16 protein-coding genes are annotated in these 17,269 nt (G+C 44.3%); 11 read left to right on the top strand and 5 right to left on the bottom strand.

Translation table 11 applies throughout. The features are described 5' to 3' along the window. The first annotated feature begins 22 nt into the window (after positions 1 to 22). From B3O12_RS11255 to B3O12_RS11225, 7 genes are all read left to right on the top strand, one after another. Positions 23 to 1,369, top strand: coding sequence for a sigma-54-dependent transcriptional regulator (locus B3O12_RS11255; RefSeq protein WP_286743975.1), 1,347 nt, complete (start codon positions 23 to 25; stop codon positions 1,367 to 1,369). 231 nt (positions 1,370 to 1,600) lie between these two features. Next, on the top strand, positions 1,601 to 2,170 hold the full coding sequence (locus tag B3O12_RS11250) for a hypothetical protein (RefSeq protein WP_189629158.1): 570 nt from the start codon (positions 1,601 to 1,603) through the stop codon (positions 2,168 to 2,170). 24 nt (positions 2,171 to 2,194) lie between these two features. Then, complete coding sequence (locus B3O12_RS11245; protein WP_189629157.1) at positions 2,195 to 3,115, top strand: hypothetical protein; 921 nt, start codon at positions 2,195 to 2,197, stop codon at positions 3,113 to 3,115. Positions 3,116 to 3,192: 77 nt separating this feature from the next. Continuing rightward, on the top strand, positions 3,193 to 3,807 hold the full coding sequence (locus tag B3O12_RS11240; protein WP_189629156.1) for a porin family protein: 615 nt from the start codon (positions 3,193 to 3,195) through the stop codon (positions 3,805 to 3,807). Positions 3,808 to 3,993: 186 nt separating this feature from the next. Further along, the gene (locus B3O12_RS11235) at positions 3,994 to 4,905 is read left to right on the top strand and encodes a hypothetical protein (RefSeq protein ID WP_286756357.1); all 912 of its coding nucleotides are present in this window, start codon (positions 3,994 to 3,996) and stop codon (positions 4,903 to 4,905) included. Between the two features lie 127 nt (positions 4,906 to 5,032). Next, the gene (locus B3O12_RS11230; protein WP_286756356.1) at positions 5,033 to 5,566 is read left to right on the top strand and encodes an RNA methyltransferase; all 534 of its coding nucleotides are present in this window, start codon (positions 5,033 to 5,035) and stop codon (positions 5,564 to 5,566) included. Between the two features lie 84 nt (positions 5,567 to 5,650). After that, the gene (locus B3O12_RS11225; RefSeq protein ID WP_286756355.1) at positions 5,651 to 6,100 is read left to right on the top strand and encodes a hypothetical protein; all 450 of its coding nucleotides are present in this window, start codon (positions 5,651 to 5,653) and stop codon (positions 6,098 to 6,100) included. Positions 6,101 to 6,127: 27 nt separating this feature from the next. Here the strand turns inward: B3O12_RS11225 and B3O12_RS11220 are convergent, their stop codons facing one another. Genes B3O12_RS11220 through B3O12_RS11210 form a run of 3 tightly spaced genes read right to left on the bottom strand, consistent with a single transcriptional unit; the run spans position 6,128 to position 11,445 of the window. After that, the gene (locus B3O12_RS11220) at positions 6,128 to 7,078 is read right to left on the bottom strand and encodes a pyridoxal-phosphate dependent enzyme (RefSeq protein ID WP_286756354.1); all 951 of its coding nucleotides are present in this window, start codon (positions 7,076 to 7,078) and stop codon (positions 6,128 to 6,130) included. A gap of 1 nt (position 7,079) precedes the next feature. Further along, the gene (polA, locus tag B3O12_RS11215; protein WP_286756353.1) at positions 7,080 to 9,878 is read right to left on the bottom strand and encodes a DNA polymerase I; all 2,799 of its coding nucleotides are present in this window, start codon (positions 9,876 to 9,878) and stop codon (positions 7,080 to 7,082) included. Positions 9,879 to 9,924: 46 nt separating this feature from the next. Then, a complete protein-coding gene (locus B3O12_RS11210) occupies positions 9,925 to 11,445 on the bottom strand; it encodes a S41 family peptidase (protein WP_286756352.1) in 1,521 nt (506 codons plus the stop codon). Between the two features lie 558 nt (positions 11,446 to 12,003). Here B3O12_RS11210 and B3O12_RS11205 point away from each other — a divergent pair. Continuing rightward, positions 12,004 to 13,497: a DUF5723 family protein gene (locus tag B3O12_RS11205; protein ID WP_286756350.1), complete on the top strand. Its 1,494-nt coding sequence runs from the start codon at positions 12,004 to 12,006 to the stop codon at positions 13,495 to 13,497. Here B3O12_RS11205 and B3O12_RS11200 read toward each other — a convergent pair. Together B3O12_RS11200 and B3O12_RS11195 are read right to left on the bottom strand one after the other, a co-directional pair. Next, entirely contained in the window at positions 13,494 to 13,940 is a 447-nt protein-coding gene (locus tag B3O12_RS11200) for a DinB family protein (RefSeq protein WP_286756349.1), read from the bottom strand. The two genes, B3O12_RS11205 and B3O12_RS11200, sit on opposite strands and share 4 nt — an antisense overlap. Further along, positions 13,937 to 14,350 carry a hypothetical protein gene (locus tag B3O12_RS11195; protein WP_189629147.1) on the bottom strand — a complete coding sequence of 138 codons (414 nt, stop codon included), beginning with the start codon at positions 14,348 to 14,350 and terminating at the stop codon, positions 13,937 to 13,939. Before B3O12_RS11195 ends, B3O12_RS11200 begins: the two co-directional genes overlap by 4 nt. An 83-nt stretch (positions 14,351 to 14,433) precedes the next feature. Between B3O12_RS11195 and B3O12_RS11190 the strand changes: the two genes are divergently transcribed. From B3O12_RS11190 to B3O12_RS11180, 3 genes are all read left to right on the top strand, one after another. Further along, positions 14,434 to 16,125: an amidase gene (locus B3O12_RS11190; RefSeq protein WP_286756348.1), complete on the top strand. Its 1,692-nt coding sequence runs from the start codon at positions 14,434 to 14,436 to the stop codon at positions 16,123 to 16,125. Between the two features lie 72 nt (positions 16,126 to 16,197). Then, a complete protein-coding gene (locus tag B3O12_RS11185) occupies positions 16,198 to 16,977 on the top strand; it encodes a type III pantothenate kinase (RefSeq protein ID WP_189629145.1) in 780 nt (259 codons plus the stop codon). Further along, on the top strand, positions 16,964 to 17,182 hold the full coding sequence (locus B3O12_RS11180; RefSeq protein WP_189629144.1) for a hypothetical protein: 219 nt from the start codon (positions 16,964 to 16,966) through the stop codon (positions 17,180 to 17,182). The genes B3O12_RS11185 and B3O12_RS11180 overlap by 14 nt, the downstream gene beginning before the upstream one ends. The last annotated feature ends 87 nt before the right edge of the window (positions 17,183 to 17,269 follow it).

Below are 17,269 nucleotides of genomic sequence, written 5' to 3'. Positions count from 1 at the left end.
TTTAACTACTAACTTTTTAGCGATGAACAGCAGTTCTTATTCCATTTATGTTGTCGATGATGACGATTGGTACAGGAAACTTTTGGTATACACCCTGGAGCTTAACCCCGATTTTAAGGTAACAGCTTTTGAAGATGGCACCTCGCTACTGAAAGCCGTAAAGAAAGAGCGGCCCGAAGTACTTACGCTAGACTATCGCCTGCCCGATATTAACGGAGAAGACCTCCTCAAGCAGGTGCTTAGCATTTCTCCTCACACCAAAGTGATCGTAATTAGTGAGCAGAGCGAAATTGAAACGGCCGTCAGCCTGCTCAAATCGGGAGCCTTCGATTACATTACCAAAACCAAAGACATTAAAGAGAGACTTCACAATGTGATTAAACACATTAGGGAACGCTCCGACCTGGAAGAGCGCATTGAAGAACTTCAGACAGAAGTACAGGGTAAGTACGACTTTCAGAAATCAATAATAGGGCAAAGCGAACCCCTAAAGAAAGTCTTCCACCTGCTTCAAAAAGCTACCTCTACCAATATTTCAGTAATTATTAATGGAGAAACCGGTACCGGTAAAGAAGTAATAGCCAAGGCTATTCACTACAATTCAGACCGTAAAAACAATCCTTTTGTGGCGGTAAATATGAGCGCCATTCCAAAAGAACTGGCAGAAAGTGAGCTATTTGGTCACGAGAAAGGAGCCTTTACAGGAGCCGCCAGCCGACACATAGGTAAATTCGAACAGGCCAAGGGAGGAACCCTTTTTCTTGATGAAATGGGCGAAATGGATAAAACTCTTCAGGCCAAAATACTTCGGGCACTGCAGGAACGCGAAATTGTACGTGTGGGTGGCAAAGACACCATTAAAATTGATTGCCGCATAATTGCCGCTACTCACCGCGACCTGCTGAGCGAAGTAAAAGAAGGCAACTTTAGAGAAGATCTTTACTTCAGATTGTTTGGACTTACCATTAACCTGCCTCCATTGCGCGAACGAGGCAAAGACATTTTATTGCTGGCCAAGCACTTTATTAAGGCCTTCTGTAAGGAAAATAATATGGCTGAAAAGAAGCTCTCCTCTGAAGCTAGCAAAAAGCTTATGGGTTATGGCTACCCCGGCAACATTCGCGAACTAAAATCGGTAGTAGAGCTTTCGGTAGTAATGGCCGAAGGCGACACCATTCAGGCCGAAGACATTTCTTTCGGAACAAAAGATATCATTGCCGAATTCTCCGGTGAAGAAATGACCCTGAAAGAGTACAACCTCAAAATTGTAAAGCACTACCTACAGACCTATGATGACGACATTAAGCTAGTCGCTCAAAAACTAGACATAGGACAATCCACCATCTACCGTATGCTCAAGGAGATGTAATCTCAAAAATTTTGTCAAACTGAAAAAAAGCCTCTCAAAAGTAGAGGCTTTTTTATTTATTACCATTCTTAACCACTGTAAATCAGTTAGTTACATTGGTTTCTATTGTTGGTTTCATTTTGGCATAATCAAAGGCAAATGAATGAGCGCACTGGCGCAAAACCAAAACAAAACCGAAATACTCAACAGCCTCAGGCCTCATTCAACCAAATGAACTAAAAACATAAAACCATGAAAAAATCAACATTAACCATACTTGGAATTGCCGTGATGATCATGGCACTAGTAAGTACAACCAATAAACTCAATGCCGCTACCGACCCACAACCTGAAGACTCTGTGATATACCGAGACCCCATGTTGCAAGTAGCCAATAACTACGGCATCAACGCACTGGGTATTAGAGCCGTGGGTACTACCGGGCTCACCTACAAGCATTTTAATGCAAAAGGAAATGCCTTCGAGGCCATTCTTGGATTTGGCAACAACTCGTTCAGCATTACCGGTTTGGCCGAAAAATATGCAGCGCCATTCGACTCTGACTACCTGGAGCTTTACTACGGTTTTGGTGGCCATGCTGTCTTCCAATCCGATTCAAACCTCGGGGTAGATCGCAACCGGTTTGACGATGCAGATGATGCCTTTGGCCTGGGGGTAGATTTTATTTTGGGCCTTGAGTTGATGATTCCTCAAACTCCGCTGGCCTTGAGCTTAGACATTAAGCCATTCTTTGAGGTGGCCACTACGGGCAATGCCTACTTTGGAATTGACCCCGGATTTGGAGTAAAAGTATTCTTCTAGAATAAACCATAAAACCGCATAACCATGAAAAAGACAATGTTAAACAAAATAAAACTGCCCATGGCACTGATGCTCTCCGGAGCTGTGGTGCTCAGCAGTTGTAGCAAGAAGAAAGATGAGCAAATTGCTCAGCAGTCTAGCCAGATAGAAACTATTCAGCAAGAACTAGCTGAGAGGGACTCAACATACAATGAGTTGATTGGAATGCTTAACAAAGCAGAAGAGCAAGTAGCTGAAATTTCAAGGAGAGAAAATCTGGTGGTGAGTACTTCCGGTGAAGAAGGAAAAAAGAAGGAGGGCCAGCTGCTGGAAGAACTACAGCTAATTGACGAACTGGTAAAGGAGTCGAATGCCTCTATTCAGAACCTGAAAGCTCAGCTAAAAAAGAGCAATGTGCAACTCAATGCCTTCCAGAATAGGATCGATAAGCTGTCCGACATGCTCGATGTTCAGAAAGAAACCATTACGCAGTTGAGAGCCGAAGTAGCCAGCAAAAATCAACAGATTGAGCTGATCTCTTCTAAGTACGACTCTATTCAGATTCAAACTGTAGACCAAAAACAGCTTATTGCTGAGCAAACCAGAGAAATTGAATTGCTCAATGACACCAACAACAAGCTTAACAAAGTGCACTACGCAGTAGGCACATTCAAAGAGCTAAAAGAAAAAGGGCTTGTTGATAAAGAAGGAGGCTTCTTATGGATTGGCCGAACCATTGACTTAAAGGCCACAGCCAACACAGAAGACTTTGTTGAAACTGACATAAGAGAGTTTTCTGAGCTCAAAATAGATGCTTCCAAATTTGAACTGGTAACCGAACACCCTAAGGATTCCTACACCATTGTGCAGGATGAAATCAACGAAAACGTAAAATACCTGAAGGTGACAGACGCCAAAAAATTCTGGGAAATTTCGAATTATCTGGTAGTTACTACCAAAGGATAATTCCTCAACAATAGATCGGTGCCGACCCGGTCATTACGGGTCGGCACTCACCTAAAACAACCCAAAACATAACAATCATGAAAACGCGAAACATTTTATTGATAGTACCCATGTTGCTCCTTACCATCGGTTTAAAAGCCCAGGGAGGCTTTGTTATAGGAGCGAACATGTCTAACCTATACATAGATAATGTAGACGATGAAAATGCCAAAATAGGTTTGAACCTGGGCCTTTACAATCGCTGGGATTTAGCCGGCAATGTGGGCATTAGACACGAGTTGCTCTACAGCCAGAAAGGGGCATCGGCCTATTATAACAACTTCTTTCAGGGAAGTGGCACTTATAGGTTCAACCTCAACTACATTAAACTTCCCGTCATGCTATCGGCCAAAGCCGGCTCGCTAGACCTCCATGCCGGACCCTACATTGCCGCCCTCATTAGTGCCAATGTAAAAGATGTAGACAGCAACGGCAACATCAACCAAATCACGGAATTAGACAGGGACGATTTCAATACACTCGACTATGGTGCCGCGCTAGGACTGGCCTACACTTTTAACGGAGGCCACATATCGCTAAGGTACAACTATGGTATGAGAGAAATTGGTCGTAGCGGCTCCTTTGCAGGAGAAGCCACTGAAGACGCTAAAAACTCTGCATTAACGCTGAGTTTAGGTTTAGGTTTTAAGTAGACAAGCACAGGAGGCAACAGCCGCCTACGGTGGCGCTGCCTCCACCTTAACGGGGTAAGCCGGGCGCTTTTGTGCAACACTAACCATAACCCAAACCACCAACAACCAACCCTTAACCCCAGTTTCATCACATTCCGAAAACGGAAATCGTAGTGAATTTTTTTGAACCCTTTAAATAAAAGCAAGATGAAACAAACAATGAAAGTAGGCATGGTACTGCTAGGCGCCCTTACCATAGCCATGTGGTTCGGAATATCTTCCGTATCCAAAAAAAAAGAAGTGCTCACCAACCAATACACCGAACTGGAGGCGGAAATAATGCAGAAAGAATTGGCATTTAACGACATCCTGACCCTCTATGATAAGGTGGAAGGACAGATAGGTGATATCCTGGAGAGAGAAAGGCTTGTTCAGCAGCACAATGCCGACCAGCTCGATAAGCGCAATCCGCAAAAAATCTTTAAGCAGATTAGCATGATTGATGACCTTATCTTTCGGTCGAAGCAAGACTTACGCCAGCTCGAGGATGAAGCCAAAAGTGCTAACCTAAAACTAGGGCTTTTTGAAAGACGAATTGCAGGCCTGCAAGCCGAACTCAGCACACGTTCTGAAACAATAGCTTCGCTAAAAGAAGAGCTCAGTAAAAAAGATGAGTCGCTTGCAAAACTTATTGTTGAGCAAGATTCACTCCACAGCACTATACACGCCCAGTTGGAAAACCTTGAACAGCGATCGTTAGAGGTAAAGCAGCTCACCGCTCAAAACAATGAGCTCAACAAAAGCTACCTCGCCATTGGCACATACGAAGACCTAAAAGCCAAAGGAGTAGTAATGAAAGAAGGTGGTTTTCTGGGCTTATTTGGCAAGGCCTGGAAACTTCAGGAAGAAGCCGATGAAGCTGCCTTTATGACCGTGGACCGGAGAAACCTGCAACGTCTTAGAATTGAAGCCTCTATGCTAGACCTGGTGAGCAGCCATCCGGAAGGATCTTACCAAATACTGCCGGGAGAATCTGAAGCCGAAAAGGTATTGGAGATTACCGATCCTGAGCGATTCTGGAAGGTTAGCAAATACCTGGTGATATCAAAGAAAATTTGAGTTGTTGGTTGGTGTTGATCCCGAAACCCCTTTCGGGACACGAAGCCCGGCTGGAGAGTCGGGCTTCTCCTATTGATAGGGTAAGTCTGGCTCTCCTGGGCTCCAAAATCTTTCCTATTTTTGAATCATGCGAAAAATCAGTAACGAGGAGCTCAACAGACCCGATATAGAAACCTTTAGAGAACTACCCAAACACCCCATAGTTTTGGTTTTGGACAACCTCAGAAGCATGCACAATGTGGGGTCTGCTTTTCGCACGGCCGATGCTTTTGCTATTGAGGCCATCTATCTCTGTGGAATTACCGCCCAACCACCACACCGCGAAATCCATAAAACGGCACTGGGAGCTACTGATTCGGTAGAGTGGAAATACTTTGGCTCCACCAATGAGGCCTGTGAAGATTTGAGAAAAGCGGGCTATCGCATTGCAGCCGTTGAGCAGGCAGATCAAAGTATTCTGCTAAATGAGTTTAGCCCTCTGCCTGACGAAAAGCTAGCTCTTGTTTTTGGCAATGAGGTATTTGGTGTAGAAGAAAGCATTGTTAAATCGGCCGATTTGTGTTTAGAAATCCCTCAGTTCGGCACTAAACATTCCATAAATGTAAGCGTTAGTATTGGGGTGGTTTTGTGGGACATCCTCAGCAAAGTAAGGCGAGCCTGACCCCCAAGCAAAAGTGCTTGTATTGACTGCTCATAACATTACCGTATTTATATGCTATAATTGGCTACATAACACTAACCCATTATGAAAGACATTAACAACAAAGGAAGAGTAAACCGGTTTAAGTATCTGCTCTATTTCTACGGGCTTTTTGTGCTCTTCATGTTTGTTTACACTTTTATTATAGCTCCTGATTTACCACGACTCATTTTACTTGCCGCATTTGCTCCATTGTTTGGCTTTATGTCTTCATTTGTCAATTGGCCCGTATATGTGCATGCTACAGAAGCCGATGGCGGAGTGGTTATTAATACGCAAAAGCTCTTTTCCAAAAAAAGAAACTCGCTGGTGGTTACCAAGTACAACTTCGATAGCTACTTTGAAACAGACCATCTTCACATTGGCCTCAACGTGCTTGATGAGGAGGAGAAACTTAGAAAGCACAGAATAAAAGTGAGTTGGCTAGGACTCAAAGACCTGCGTGCTTTAGAAGAAAAACTGAAAGAGATTAATCCCTATGCCCCAGTAAAATAGCCTCTGGCATTCCTGTATACTCCCTAATTAAAAGGGCAGCTTCCCTAGGTCTATATTGCCTCCGGTAAGAATGACGCCCACTTTTTTGCCTTCGAACAGTTCTTTATTTTTTAAGATGGCAGCAAAAGGAACTGCACAAGAGGGCTCAATGACAATTTTCATTCGCTCCCAAATCATCCGCATTGCATCAATTATTTCTGAATCAGAAACCACCAATATCTGCTTTACAAGAGGCCTAATTATCTCAAAATTCTTGTCTCCCATAGTAGCCAGAAGTCCATCGGCAATACTTTTCGGTGCGTCAATTCTCACAAGCTCTCCCTTTTGCACAGAAAGATACGTATCGTTTGCTCCCTCCGGTTCACCGGCCAATACTTCTACCTTGTCATTCAGATAGTGCGCAGTCAATGCGGTTCCGGCCAGCAGGCCTCCTCCACCAACCGGGGTTATTAAGGTGTTCAATTCGGGCAATTCTTCCAGAAGCTCTTTGGCACAAGTGGCCTGCCCTTCAATAACCTTAAAGTCGTTGTATGGCGAAATAAATACGGCTCCTGTTTCTTTCTGAATTCGTGCAGAAGTTTCTTCGCGAGATGCCTGAGTAGGCTCGCAAAGTGTAATATGAGCTCCATAGCCTTCTACAGCCGCAATTTTTACCTGCGGAGCGGTTTTGGGCATAACAATGTAAGCTGGTACACCGGCCATTTTCGCTGCCAAAGCAATGGCTTGGGCATGATTGCCCGAACTGTGCGTGACAACCCCCCTGGAACGTTGTTCTTTGGGTAGTGAAAAAACAGCGTTTATCCCTCCTCGTGCTTTAAAGGCACCTATTTTCTGAAAGTTCTCACATTTAAAATAAAGCTCTGCACCTACTATAGTGTTAATACTTTCTGAGCTGAGCACCGGTGTACGGTGAATATAGGGCTTAACCCGCTCATGGGCCTGCTCAATATCTTGCCACGATACATTAAATGTTGCCATGCTAGTGTGCTATTAACCAGTTTTCTCCTACGCCTACCTCAACATCCATAGGAACCTCTAAGGTCATAGCGTTTTTCATAAGTTCAGGTATTCGCTCTTTCATTAAGTCAAGCTCGCTTTTGTGAACATCAAATACCAGTTCATCGTGCACCTGCATAATCATTTTAGATTTCAGCTTTTCTTCTTTCATCCATGAATGAATATTAATCATGGCAATTTTAATCATATCGGCTGCACTCCCTTGTATGGGCGCATTAATAGCATTTCTTTCGGCATGGCCCCTAACCGTCATATTCTTTGAATGAATGTCGCGGAGATACCTTCTTCTGCCTAAAATGGTTTCTACGTACGTATACTCTCTGGCCTTATTCACCTGGGCATCCATATATTCCTTTACTCCCGGAAATTCATTGAAATAAGCGGTAATAATTTCCTGAGCTTCTGTGCGGGATATGCCAATGTTTTGTGCCAAACCAAAGGCTGAAATACCATATATGAGCCCAAAGTTTACTTCTTTGGCCTTTCTACGCATGTCTCGGTCTACCTCCTCTAGTGGCACACCAAAAACTTTACTGGCGGTGGTTGCATGAATATCTTTTCCTGACCTAAAGGCTTCGATCATGCTCTTATCTTTCGCAAATGCGGCCACAATTCTAAGTTCAATCTGCGAGTAGTCGGCCGCCATTAGTACATGGTCTTGCGAACGAGGAATAAATGCCTTTCGTATTTCCCTTCCTTTTTCTGTACGGATGGGGATATTTTGCAAGTTTGGGTTGTTGGAGCTTAGCCTTCCGGTGGCCGCCACGGCTTGTCGATAGTCGGTATGGACAAGACCATCTACCGGACTAATCATGTTAGGAAGAGCGTCTACATAGGTAGACTTTAGTTTCTGATATTCTCTGAATTCAAGAATCCTACGGGCAATATCGTGTTCTACAGCCAGTTTGGAAAGTATATCTTCGCCAGTGGCATATTGTCCTGTTTTGGTTTTCTTGGGCTTTTCAACCAACTGAAGTTTTTCGAATAACACCACACCCAACTGCTTGGGAGAAGCTACATTGAATTCTTCCCCGGCCATTTCGAAAATTTCTTTTTGAGCGATGGCACTGGCTTCTTCCAGCTCTTTAGACATAGCAGCAAGGGCCTCCGTGTCTATTTTCACACCATTATATTCTACCTCGGCCAACACATGCATGAGAGGCATTTCTACTTCATCGAACAGCTTTTGTAGTTGCCCCTCGCTTAGGCCGGGAGCGAGTTTATGTTTAAGCTGTAGGGTTATGTCTGCATCTTCTGCCGCATACTCCACCACCTTATGAACAGCTACATCTTTCATATTACCCTGTTTCACACCCTTTTTACCGATGAGTTCGGTTATAGAAATAGGGGTATAGTTGAGTAGATTTTCGGCCAGCACATCCATGTTGTGGCGTGTGTCCGGGTCAATAAGGTAGTGGGCAATCATGGTGTCGAAGACTTTGCCTTTTACCTGAATACCATAGTTCTTGAGCACCTGTATATCATACTTGGCATTCTGCGCAATTTTACCAATCTCTGGGTTTTCGAATACCGGTCTAAATTCCTCTAAAATAGCACGGGTCTCTTCTTTGTCTTCAGGAGTTGGCACGTAGTATGCTTCACCGGTTTTGTAGGCAAAGGCCAGCCCTACCAGATTAGCTTCAATAGGTTCCAGATTGTCTGTTTCTGTATCGAAACAAAACTCTGGCTGGGACAGTAGGTAATTCACCAGGCGCTTTCTGAGGCTGGGTGTATCTATGAGGTGGTAGTGGTGGCGGGTGGTAGAAATGTTCAATTTTTCCTCTACAACCGGCACTTCTTTTTCCATTAGAGGGGGAGCCTCTCCAAACAAAGCCATTTGTTCTGAAGCCACTGGTTTTGGTCTGGTGGTTGTTCCGGTAGACTCGCCCAATATTCTCTTTAGGGTTGTTCTAAACTCTAATTCTTCAAAAATGGACTTTAGCTTATCTACATTGGGTCCGGTATATTCCAAGGCCTTCTCATCGAATGCTATGGGTACTTCAATGTTAATCCTGGCCAGTTTTTTCGAAAGCAGACCCTGTTCTGAAAAAGTGGCAATCTTTTCTCCGAGCTTTCCCTTTATATCGGCCGCGTTATCAATAATGGCCTCCATTGATCCGTATTCTTTCAGCAACTTGGAAGCAGTTTTGGGCCCAACGCCCGGAATGCCCGGAATGTTATCGACAGAGTCGCCCTGCAGGCCAAGCATATCTACAACCTGATCAATCCGTTCAATATCCCATTTATCCAAAACCTGCTGTACTCCCATTATGTCTACCCCATTACCCATAAAAGCAGGTTTGTATAAGTAAATATGCTCTTCCACCAGTTGCCCATAGTCCTTGTCGGGGGTCATCATAAATACTTCAAACCCTGCTCTGGCTGCTTTTTTAGCTAGCGTACCTATCACATCATCGGCTTCGTAACCGTCAAGTTCCAGTACGGGAATATTAAAAGCTCTTACTATATCTTTAACAATAGGTGTCCCAATCTTTATGTCTTCCGGGGTTTCCTCTCGCTGAGCTTTGTACTCGCTGTACTCTTTGTGTCTAAAGGTTGGGGCACTGGTATCGAAAGCTACACCAATGTGTGTTGGCTTTCGTTTTTCTATGATTTCGTACAGGCTGTTGGTAAAGCCAAAAGGAGCTCCTGTATTGAGTCCTTTTGAGTTAATTCTAGGGTTTTTGCTAAATGCAAAATGGGCTCGGTAAATAAGCGCCATAGCATCGAGCAAGAAGAGGGTCTTCTCGGGTTTACTCATTCCATAAAGGTAAATTATTCGGGCTAAGTCAGGAAAATGTTTCTGACTAATTCGTGCCGAACGAGCTTCGCTGGCCTATTAGTTGAAGGGTGAACTCGAAGGCCGTATCTTTTTTGGCCAGCAAGTCTTCATAAGTTTGGGTTACCAAATGATCGGGGAAAGTACCGCGGCCAGTAGACTGATTAGAAACGTTCAGGAATTCCTCATATATGACAGGCACCTGCAAGTTTACTCCGGTATTGGGCAGGCTATAATTGAGCAGCATGTTGGCCGTACGGGCTTTATGACCACCGCCTGTTTCTTCGCCAACCAGCGTAACATTGGGCATATCGCTCAAAATTCGGGCAAGGTCTGCAGCCGCAGAAAAGGTTTTGCCTGAAGTAAGCACATAAATTTGCCCTTTAAATGCCGTTCCTTTCCAGTGAATACCAAGATCGAAGGTATTGTGCCAGTTTTGAACCTCACCTTCAAAGCCTTTTTCGGTGGCATTGGTAAAATGCTGCTTCAGGTAAGCATCGGCCTTGGCAATCACTTCAGCCGAACTATTAGACCCGTTAATACCCACCAGATAGTCTGCCAGGGCAATATCTTGGTTTCTAACCACCGTTTTTGACGGATCGTTTAGCTGACCTCCTCCAATAAATTCATAAAGGAAGTTTAATATTCTGCGATCGCCCCCCTCATTCAATCGTAAATCGATCACTAGGTTTTCAAAGTCGAACTCTTTGGTCTCCTCGTTGTATCGCGATGCCAGTTTCTCATAGAACCAGTCAGGGTTAGCCTGGAACGTATTTAGGGTGAGCACCAATGTCTGAAGGGAGTCGATCGCATCTAAATGTGTAAAGTGATAGTATCTCTCATGTTGTTTGTACACCGGTCTGTAGTAATTATTGGCCAGCATACGATTTCCCTCTATGGCCGCAATTTCGGTTTGGTGTATAGAACCATTGGGCGTTTTATATGTAACCATGAAACTACTGGCAGCTCCATACTTTAAAAAGAAGTAGTAGCCAAAACGGCTTTCAATTTCTCTAATGGGCTTGGTTGAACTAAAGCCGTCTGTCACCGTAAGTGCACTGAGTTGCTCGGTCATGCCCGCAATAGCCTGCTCATTAATTGAAATAAGCTCAGACCCAAGGGGTAGATCGCCATCTTCAAAATCGATGAAATACCTGCCCTCAATAATTCTTACCGGGTAAGGAAAAAACTGAGCAAGGTTAGTGGCACTCTTTAAGAAGTCAGTGTCTAGGCTTACCACAGTGTGGCCACATCTGATTTTATTGTTGAGCTGCGTGAGCAACACGTCAAACTCTTTGTAGGGGATGGACTCAGGCAAGCGGGCAATGGTTTCATCGACCAATTGTCTGAATTCCTTTCGGGAAATGTATTGGTATGGATTCCCATGCTGCTGATCAATTATACTGAAATAAAGCTCAATATCTTCAGCAGCAGCTTCGCGGGATAGGAGTCGATCTAAGTTGTTGTTGGCAAAAAGGGATACGGGTACAATCGACACAATGCCGATCAGCACTAAAAGGAATGCGCTACTAAGCAATTTCTTGTTCATCGTTAACCCTGTTGACTGGTCATCAGGGCGATGTTCAAGTGGCTGTAAGGTGCGTTCCATAACAGCCTAAAATTCCCTGTAAAGGCTCGCTATAATGAGAGCGATTTACTGGTCATTCATTTTGGGTATTTTACTTAGTTCGATCGTAAAACACCTACTTGTCACCCTGATATCAGGGCGTAGGAAAAATACTTATGAGCGCACGCCAAAGCGTAGTCGCTAGTTCGATTCAGGTTGTTTGGAAAAGTAGTCTAAGGGAAGTTTTACTGTGAGAAGGAGTTCTCTAGGTGGTAAGTGAAAGTGTTACAAAGATACAGAAAAACGCATTTCGTACAAAAAATATGGTCGTTGACATACATTTTTATGCATTTTAAAGACAATAACTAAACTTACCCATAAATAGAAAATATGTAACATTTCTTATTTAGTGGAATTTTATTTGGTGTTAGAGAGAAGACCCTGTTGTTTTAGTCGTTAAAGATTCACAAATGCCAAATGCGTTGAGAATGAAAAAAAATTTAGTTTTCATCGCTTATTTTTGGTCAAACCAACCGGTAAGTGCGACATTTTAGCCTAATCATAAGTCTCTGTTTATCAGTAACCTTTTGTTTTCAAAGGCTCTCGGCTCAACAGTTCAATGGCTTTTTTACTTCAGATTTCTCGGGAGTATTGGGCTTGGGGGAGCAGCCTGCTTCAGTAGCCAACTCGCCTTACAAATACGATTTTAATCTGGTGAATGGCAATATATACCTCGCCAACAACATTGCCCACACTGCTAAAAACTCCGAAGGAGCCATTCGGCTTATTCGGTTCGATGATACCGAAACAAAATATGTGAAAGGAAACGCCAGTCTTGGCGGACTTTCTGTATTGCTTTCGTTGAGCCGCAAGCGAGGCGTGGGTATTCGTTACAATGTGAGAAGTGTAATGAACGGCACCGAAATATCGCCCAATTTTGTTGCACAAATCAACCGATTCAACTCACCTGAATACACCGGGCGAACTTACCTGAATGAACAATTGAATTTTTCTTCGGCCACATGGCAAGAACTGGCCTTTACTTATGGAGGCCTACTCAGAGATGACGGGGTGAATCGTATAAAACTGGGTGTTACTCTTAAGGCAGTAAACCCCATGGGCCATGCCTGGGCAGTTTTAGAACGTGCAGATTATGATGTATTGGCGGATGGTAGACTGGACGTAAACCGATTTAACCTACGCGCGGGCTACTCTGCCAACCTTGACGGTTATGAACCTTTTGACGGAACTAATGCCATGCGCATTCCTCCCCAAGGCACAGGTTATAAACTGAGCGGGGCAGACATAGGTCTGGTTTATGAACGGGTTGCCTTTAGAGCCGACCCCAAGAGTGCCTCCGGCACAAGCCTACACCCCGACATTACTTATGAATTCAGAGTAAGTGCCAGCATCACCGACATAGGCACAATGACCATGGACTATGGCTCAGCTTCTTTTGCAACAACCGGACTTAATCCCAATGCAAACAGTGCCGACTTCAACAGCTTGTTCACCGGAGTGACAAGTTTTAGAGCTTTTCGCAATAGTCTTGAAAATTACTTAACCACTACCGATGTTTCAGGCACATACACTGTGAGTTTACCGACCGCCCTGCGACTCAATTACGATTACAACTTTGGCAACAATTTTTACTTTAATGCAGCTGCTTTGGCCGATTTGAGTTGGGCTATGCCGGCAGACTTTCGAGTATCGTATATCAATCACCTTATGCTAACACCTCGTTACGAAACGGGGATTTATGGAGTGTACCTTCCCATAATGTACAACTTTAGCAACGACACCGAAGTGGGGCTGGCAGCTCGTTATGGACCATTCACCATTGGCACTCATACCTTAGAAACGCTCTTTAAGAAAGAGAAAACCTCGGCCGGTTTTTTCTTTAGCATCTCCATCAGCCAGCTGAAAGCCAACGCCAGAAAGCCTTATTGTTTTGGAAGTTCGCGTGTGGGAAGTGCCATGGTAAGAAAGCAGCGCACCCCTATTTATAAGCGCAAGAAGTTTATCTTCTTCTAGCTGCGCACGTAGAAGATAAAGTCTAACGAGGGCGGGTCTATATTTTCTTGTCTCAGCAAGAGCATTACCTGAGCTCTATGGTGGGTACTATGATTTACCACATGGTTCAGAATGTCTTCGATACGCGACTCATAGGTTTGCCCTTTTGAGTTTTTATATTCAATAACCTTTTCCAAATCTTCGGCAGAGTAGAGAAAGTCTAGCCAATCCTGACTCGATCTTTCCAACAACTCAAGGGTTTCTTTTTGAGAGTACTCATCCCAAACACCAACCGTAGACGATTGCCCCTGAACCCTATCTAACCAAATAACCTGCGCATTGGCCAAATGACTGGTAAGCTTAAGCACTTTATCGTTTTCTATGGGATTCACCCTCAGCGATTCTGCCAACTGACCATTGGCCCATAAGTTATATTCAAACAGTCTGGTAAAGCGTTCTTTCATGTTTTCTCTTTTTTGTATTGATAGGCTCTAATGGAAATCCAGAAGAGCAATGGCACCCAAACCAGATCATTCATAATGAGATGAAACAAGGCCTTTTTACCTAAGAATTGCTCCAATACCACCTGATAGAACCACAAGGCTCCCAGTAATTTGGTAAGGGCACCAAAAGCCGCCAAAAACCAAAGTTTGCCGGGGTGTATGGCACATAAAAGATATACCAGTGCCATAGCCAAAACACCTCTACCCTGCCAACGAATAATAGAAGGTGCCACCGCTTCGGTTTCGGCCACCCATTGAAAAAAGGTTTGAGGGAACCATCCAATAAACACTCCCCATAAAATATTATACGCTGCTGCAGCCAGAAGCAGGCCTCTCATCCAGTGTGGAAATAATCTTTGTGGTGTTTCCATCGATTATATAACTTATGTCCATTCTTATTGTTGAAGACTTATTGCGATAAGCCGCTACAATATTAAGCTTAACCTTCTAACCTATGAAAAACCGCTTCTCATTTCTTACAAGCCACAAGGCATTGGGCACTATAGCCGTTGTAGGCCTAAGTTTCTTTGCCGGCTATAAAGTGGCTCAAGACAGCCCCATTGTGGCAGAAGACATTAAAGCTGCACAGAAAATACTGAACCTGAACTTTACAGATAATGAAATAGAACAGCTTTTGCCCAATGTGAACCGCAACCTCAATGGAATACAAGAGCTACACGCCTATGAACTAGACAACAGCACCCCTCCCGCTGTTTGGTTCAAGCCTCAACAAACAGGCAAAGCCATTGCCTCCAGACAGGAAACACTGCGTTGGCAATTACCTGAAAAAGTAGATTTGCCGGCCAACCGAAACGATCTGGCTTTTTACACCGTGGCTGAACTATCGGTACTAATAAGGGAGCGAAAAATTAGCAGTGTAGAGCTTACAGAGTTTTTCGTTGAACGGTTAAAGAAGTATGGAGACACTCTACAGTCGGTAATTACCATTACCGAAGAACGCGCCATGGCACAGGCACGAAAAGCCGATGAACTTCTCAAAAACGGCACTTATTTGGGACCACTGCATGGCATTCCTTACGGAGCAAAAGATTTGCTGGCTGTTCCTGAATACAAAACCACCTGGGGTGCTGGCCCTTTTAAGGAACAGTACAGGGGCGATGAACTGGCTACGGTGGTAAAGAAGCTCGATGAGGCCGGGGCCGTGCTAGTGGCAAAGCTTACCCTGGGAGCCTTGGCCATGGGCGATGTGTGGTACGGAGGCACTACAAAAAACCCCTGGAATTTAGAACAGGGCTCCAGCGGATCGAGCGCAGGCTCAGGATCAAGTACGGCTGCGGGGCTGGTTCCGTTTGCTCTTGGTACCGAAACACTAGGCTCCATTGTTTCGCCTTCAACCCGAAATGGTGTTACCGGACTTCGACCAACCTTTGGCCGTGTGAGTCGGGCAGGAGCTATGGCTCTAAGCTGGACCATGGACAAAATTGGCCCTATGGCCAGAACCGCTCTTGACTGTGCTCTGGTTTTTGAAGCCATTCGCGGAACAGATGGAATAGACCTTACGGTGGAAGATCATCCCTTCAATTTTAAAGGCAGAGTAGATTTAAGCCAGCTTAAGATTGGTTATCTCAAAGACTATTTTGAAAATGGGAGAGGCAGTCAAAAAGAAAACGATGACCAAACACTGGAGGTATTGCGGTCGTTAGGAGCCAATTTAGAGCCGGTAGAATGGGTTTCAGACATGCCATTCAGTGGAATGCAAGCCATATTAACAGCCGAAGCTGCAGCAGCTTTCGATGCACTCACCCGCTCTGATCAGGACACACTGTTAGTCAGACAAAATGCCGGAGCATGGCCCAACCTGTTTCGCTCAGCGCGTTTCACCTCAGCCGTAGATTACATCAATGCTAACAGGGCACGATACGAGCTGATAGAAAAAGTAAATCAGCTAATGAAAAATTACGATGTAATAGTGACTCCAAGCTTTGGAGGAAGTCAACTGCTCACCACTAACCTGACAGGGCACCCGTGTGTGGTACTCAAAAATGGATACAACACCAATGGCAGCCCTACGAGTATATCGTTTATAGGCAACTTATTCGATGAAGCAACCATTCTGGCAGTGGCCAGAGCATATCAGGAGGCCACTGAGTACGATGAGCAACACCCTCCAAAGTTTATCGATTAGTTTGTATAATGTTTAAAGCTTGAAAGTTTTGGGCAACTTTAAGCCCCAAAGCTTGAATGTCAAATTGAAAAGATGCTTTTAGCTATAGACGCAGGTAACACCAACATAGTATTTGGTATTTACAAAGAGGGAGAGTGGATCCATGAATGGCGATTTAACACCGTGCCTGTTAAGAATCAGATTGAGTACGAAATGTTTCTCAGGCTCAATTTTCTTGAGGCAAACCTTAAACTCGAAGAGGTTGATGGTATTGTGATTTCTTCGGTGGTTCCACAACTCAATGATATTCTCTCTGAGTTTTCTAAACCGCTTATTAAGCGCGAGCCGCTGTTCGTTGGGCCAAAGATTTATGAGTATTTACCTGTTCGCACTAAAAGGCCGTACCAGATTGGCACAGACCTAATAGCCAACGCAGTAGCCGGTCATGTGCTGTACAAACAAGATATTGTGATCGTAGATTTTGGTACCGCGCTTACTTTTACCATAGTGGGGGCAGACGGACTCATTCAGGGGGTTAACATTGCTCCCGGATTAAAAACTGCTATCAAGGCACTGGTGGGCAATACTGCTCAACTGCCTGAAGTACCTTTAGAATTGCCTGACTCAGTACTGGGTACAGACACCATACATGCCATTCAGTCGGGAGTGCTTTGGGGCTATGTGAGCATGGTTGAAGGAATGCTCGATAAAATTCATGCAGAATTGGGCCAAAAAACGAAGGTAGTAGCCACAGGAGGTCTTTCGTCTATATTGCATCCCCTCCATCAGCGGTTCGATGAAGTAAAACGACATTTAACACTGGATGGCCTTCGCTTAATTCACCAAATTGTAAACAAAGATGCGCAAGTATAACTGGGCCGTTAAAGGCGTTATTTTCATGCTGGCCGTGTGGCTGATCATTTATATTGGTATTCCATATTTTGACGATACCAAACCTATGGAGCCGGAAAAGAACCTAATTAACCTGATTATTGCTATACCCGCGGGGGTAGCGTTTGGTTGGTACCGATACAAATATTTAAAGGAGAAGTTTCAGAGTAAGCAGGGTAAAGAATAGGGGTTCAAATCTTTTCCATGTCGAGCGAAGCCGAGACATCTGCATGGCAAATTAGCTGTGCAGCTCCTTCCTTCGTCAGGATAGAAA

The sequence above is a fragment of the Roseivirga sp. UBA838 genome, from assembly GCF_002296035.1.
In the GTDB taxonomy this organism is placed as follows: Bacteria; Bacteroidota; Bacteroidia; order Cytophagales; family Cyclobacteriaceae; genus Roseivirga; species Roseivirga thermotolerans.
Note: the sequence above shows the minus strand (reverse complement) of the source record. Positions and strands in the feature narration are given on the sequence as shown.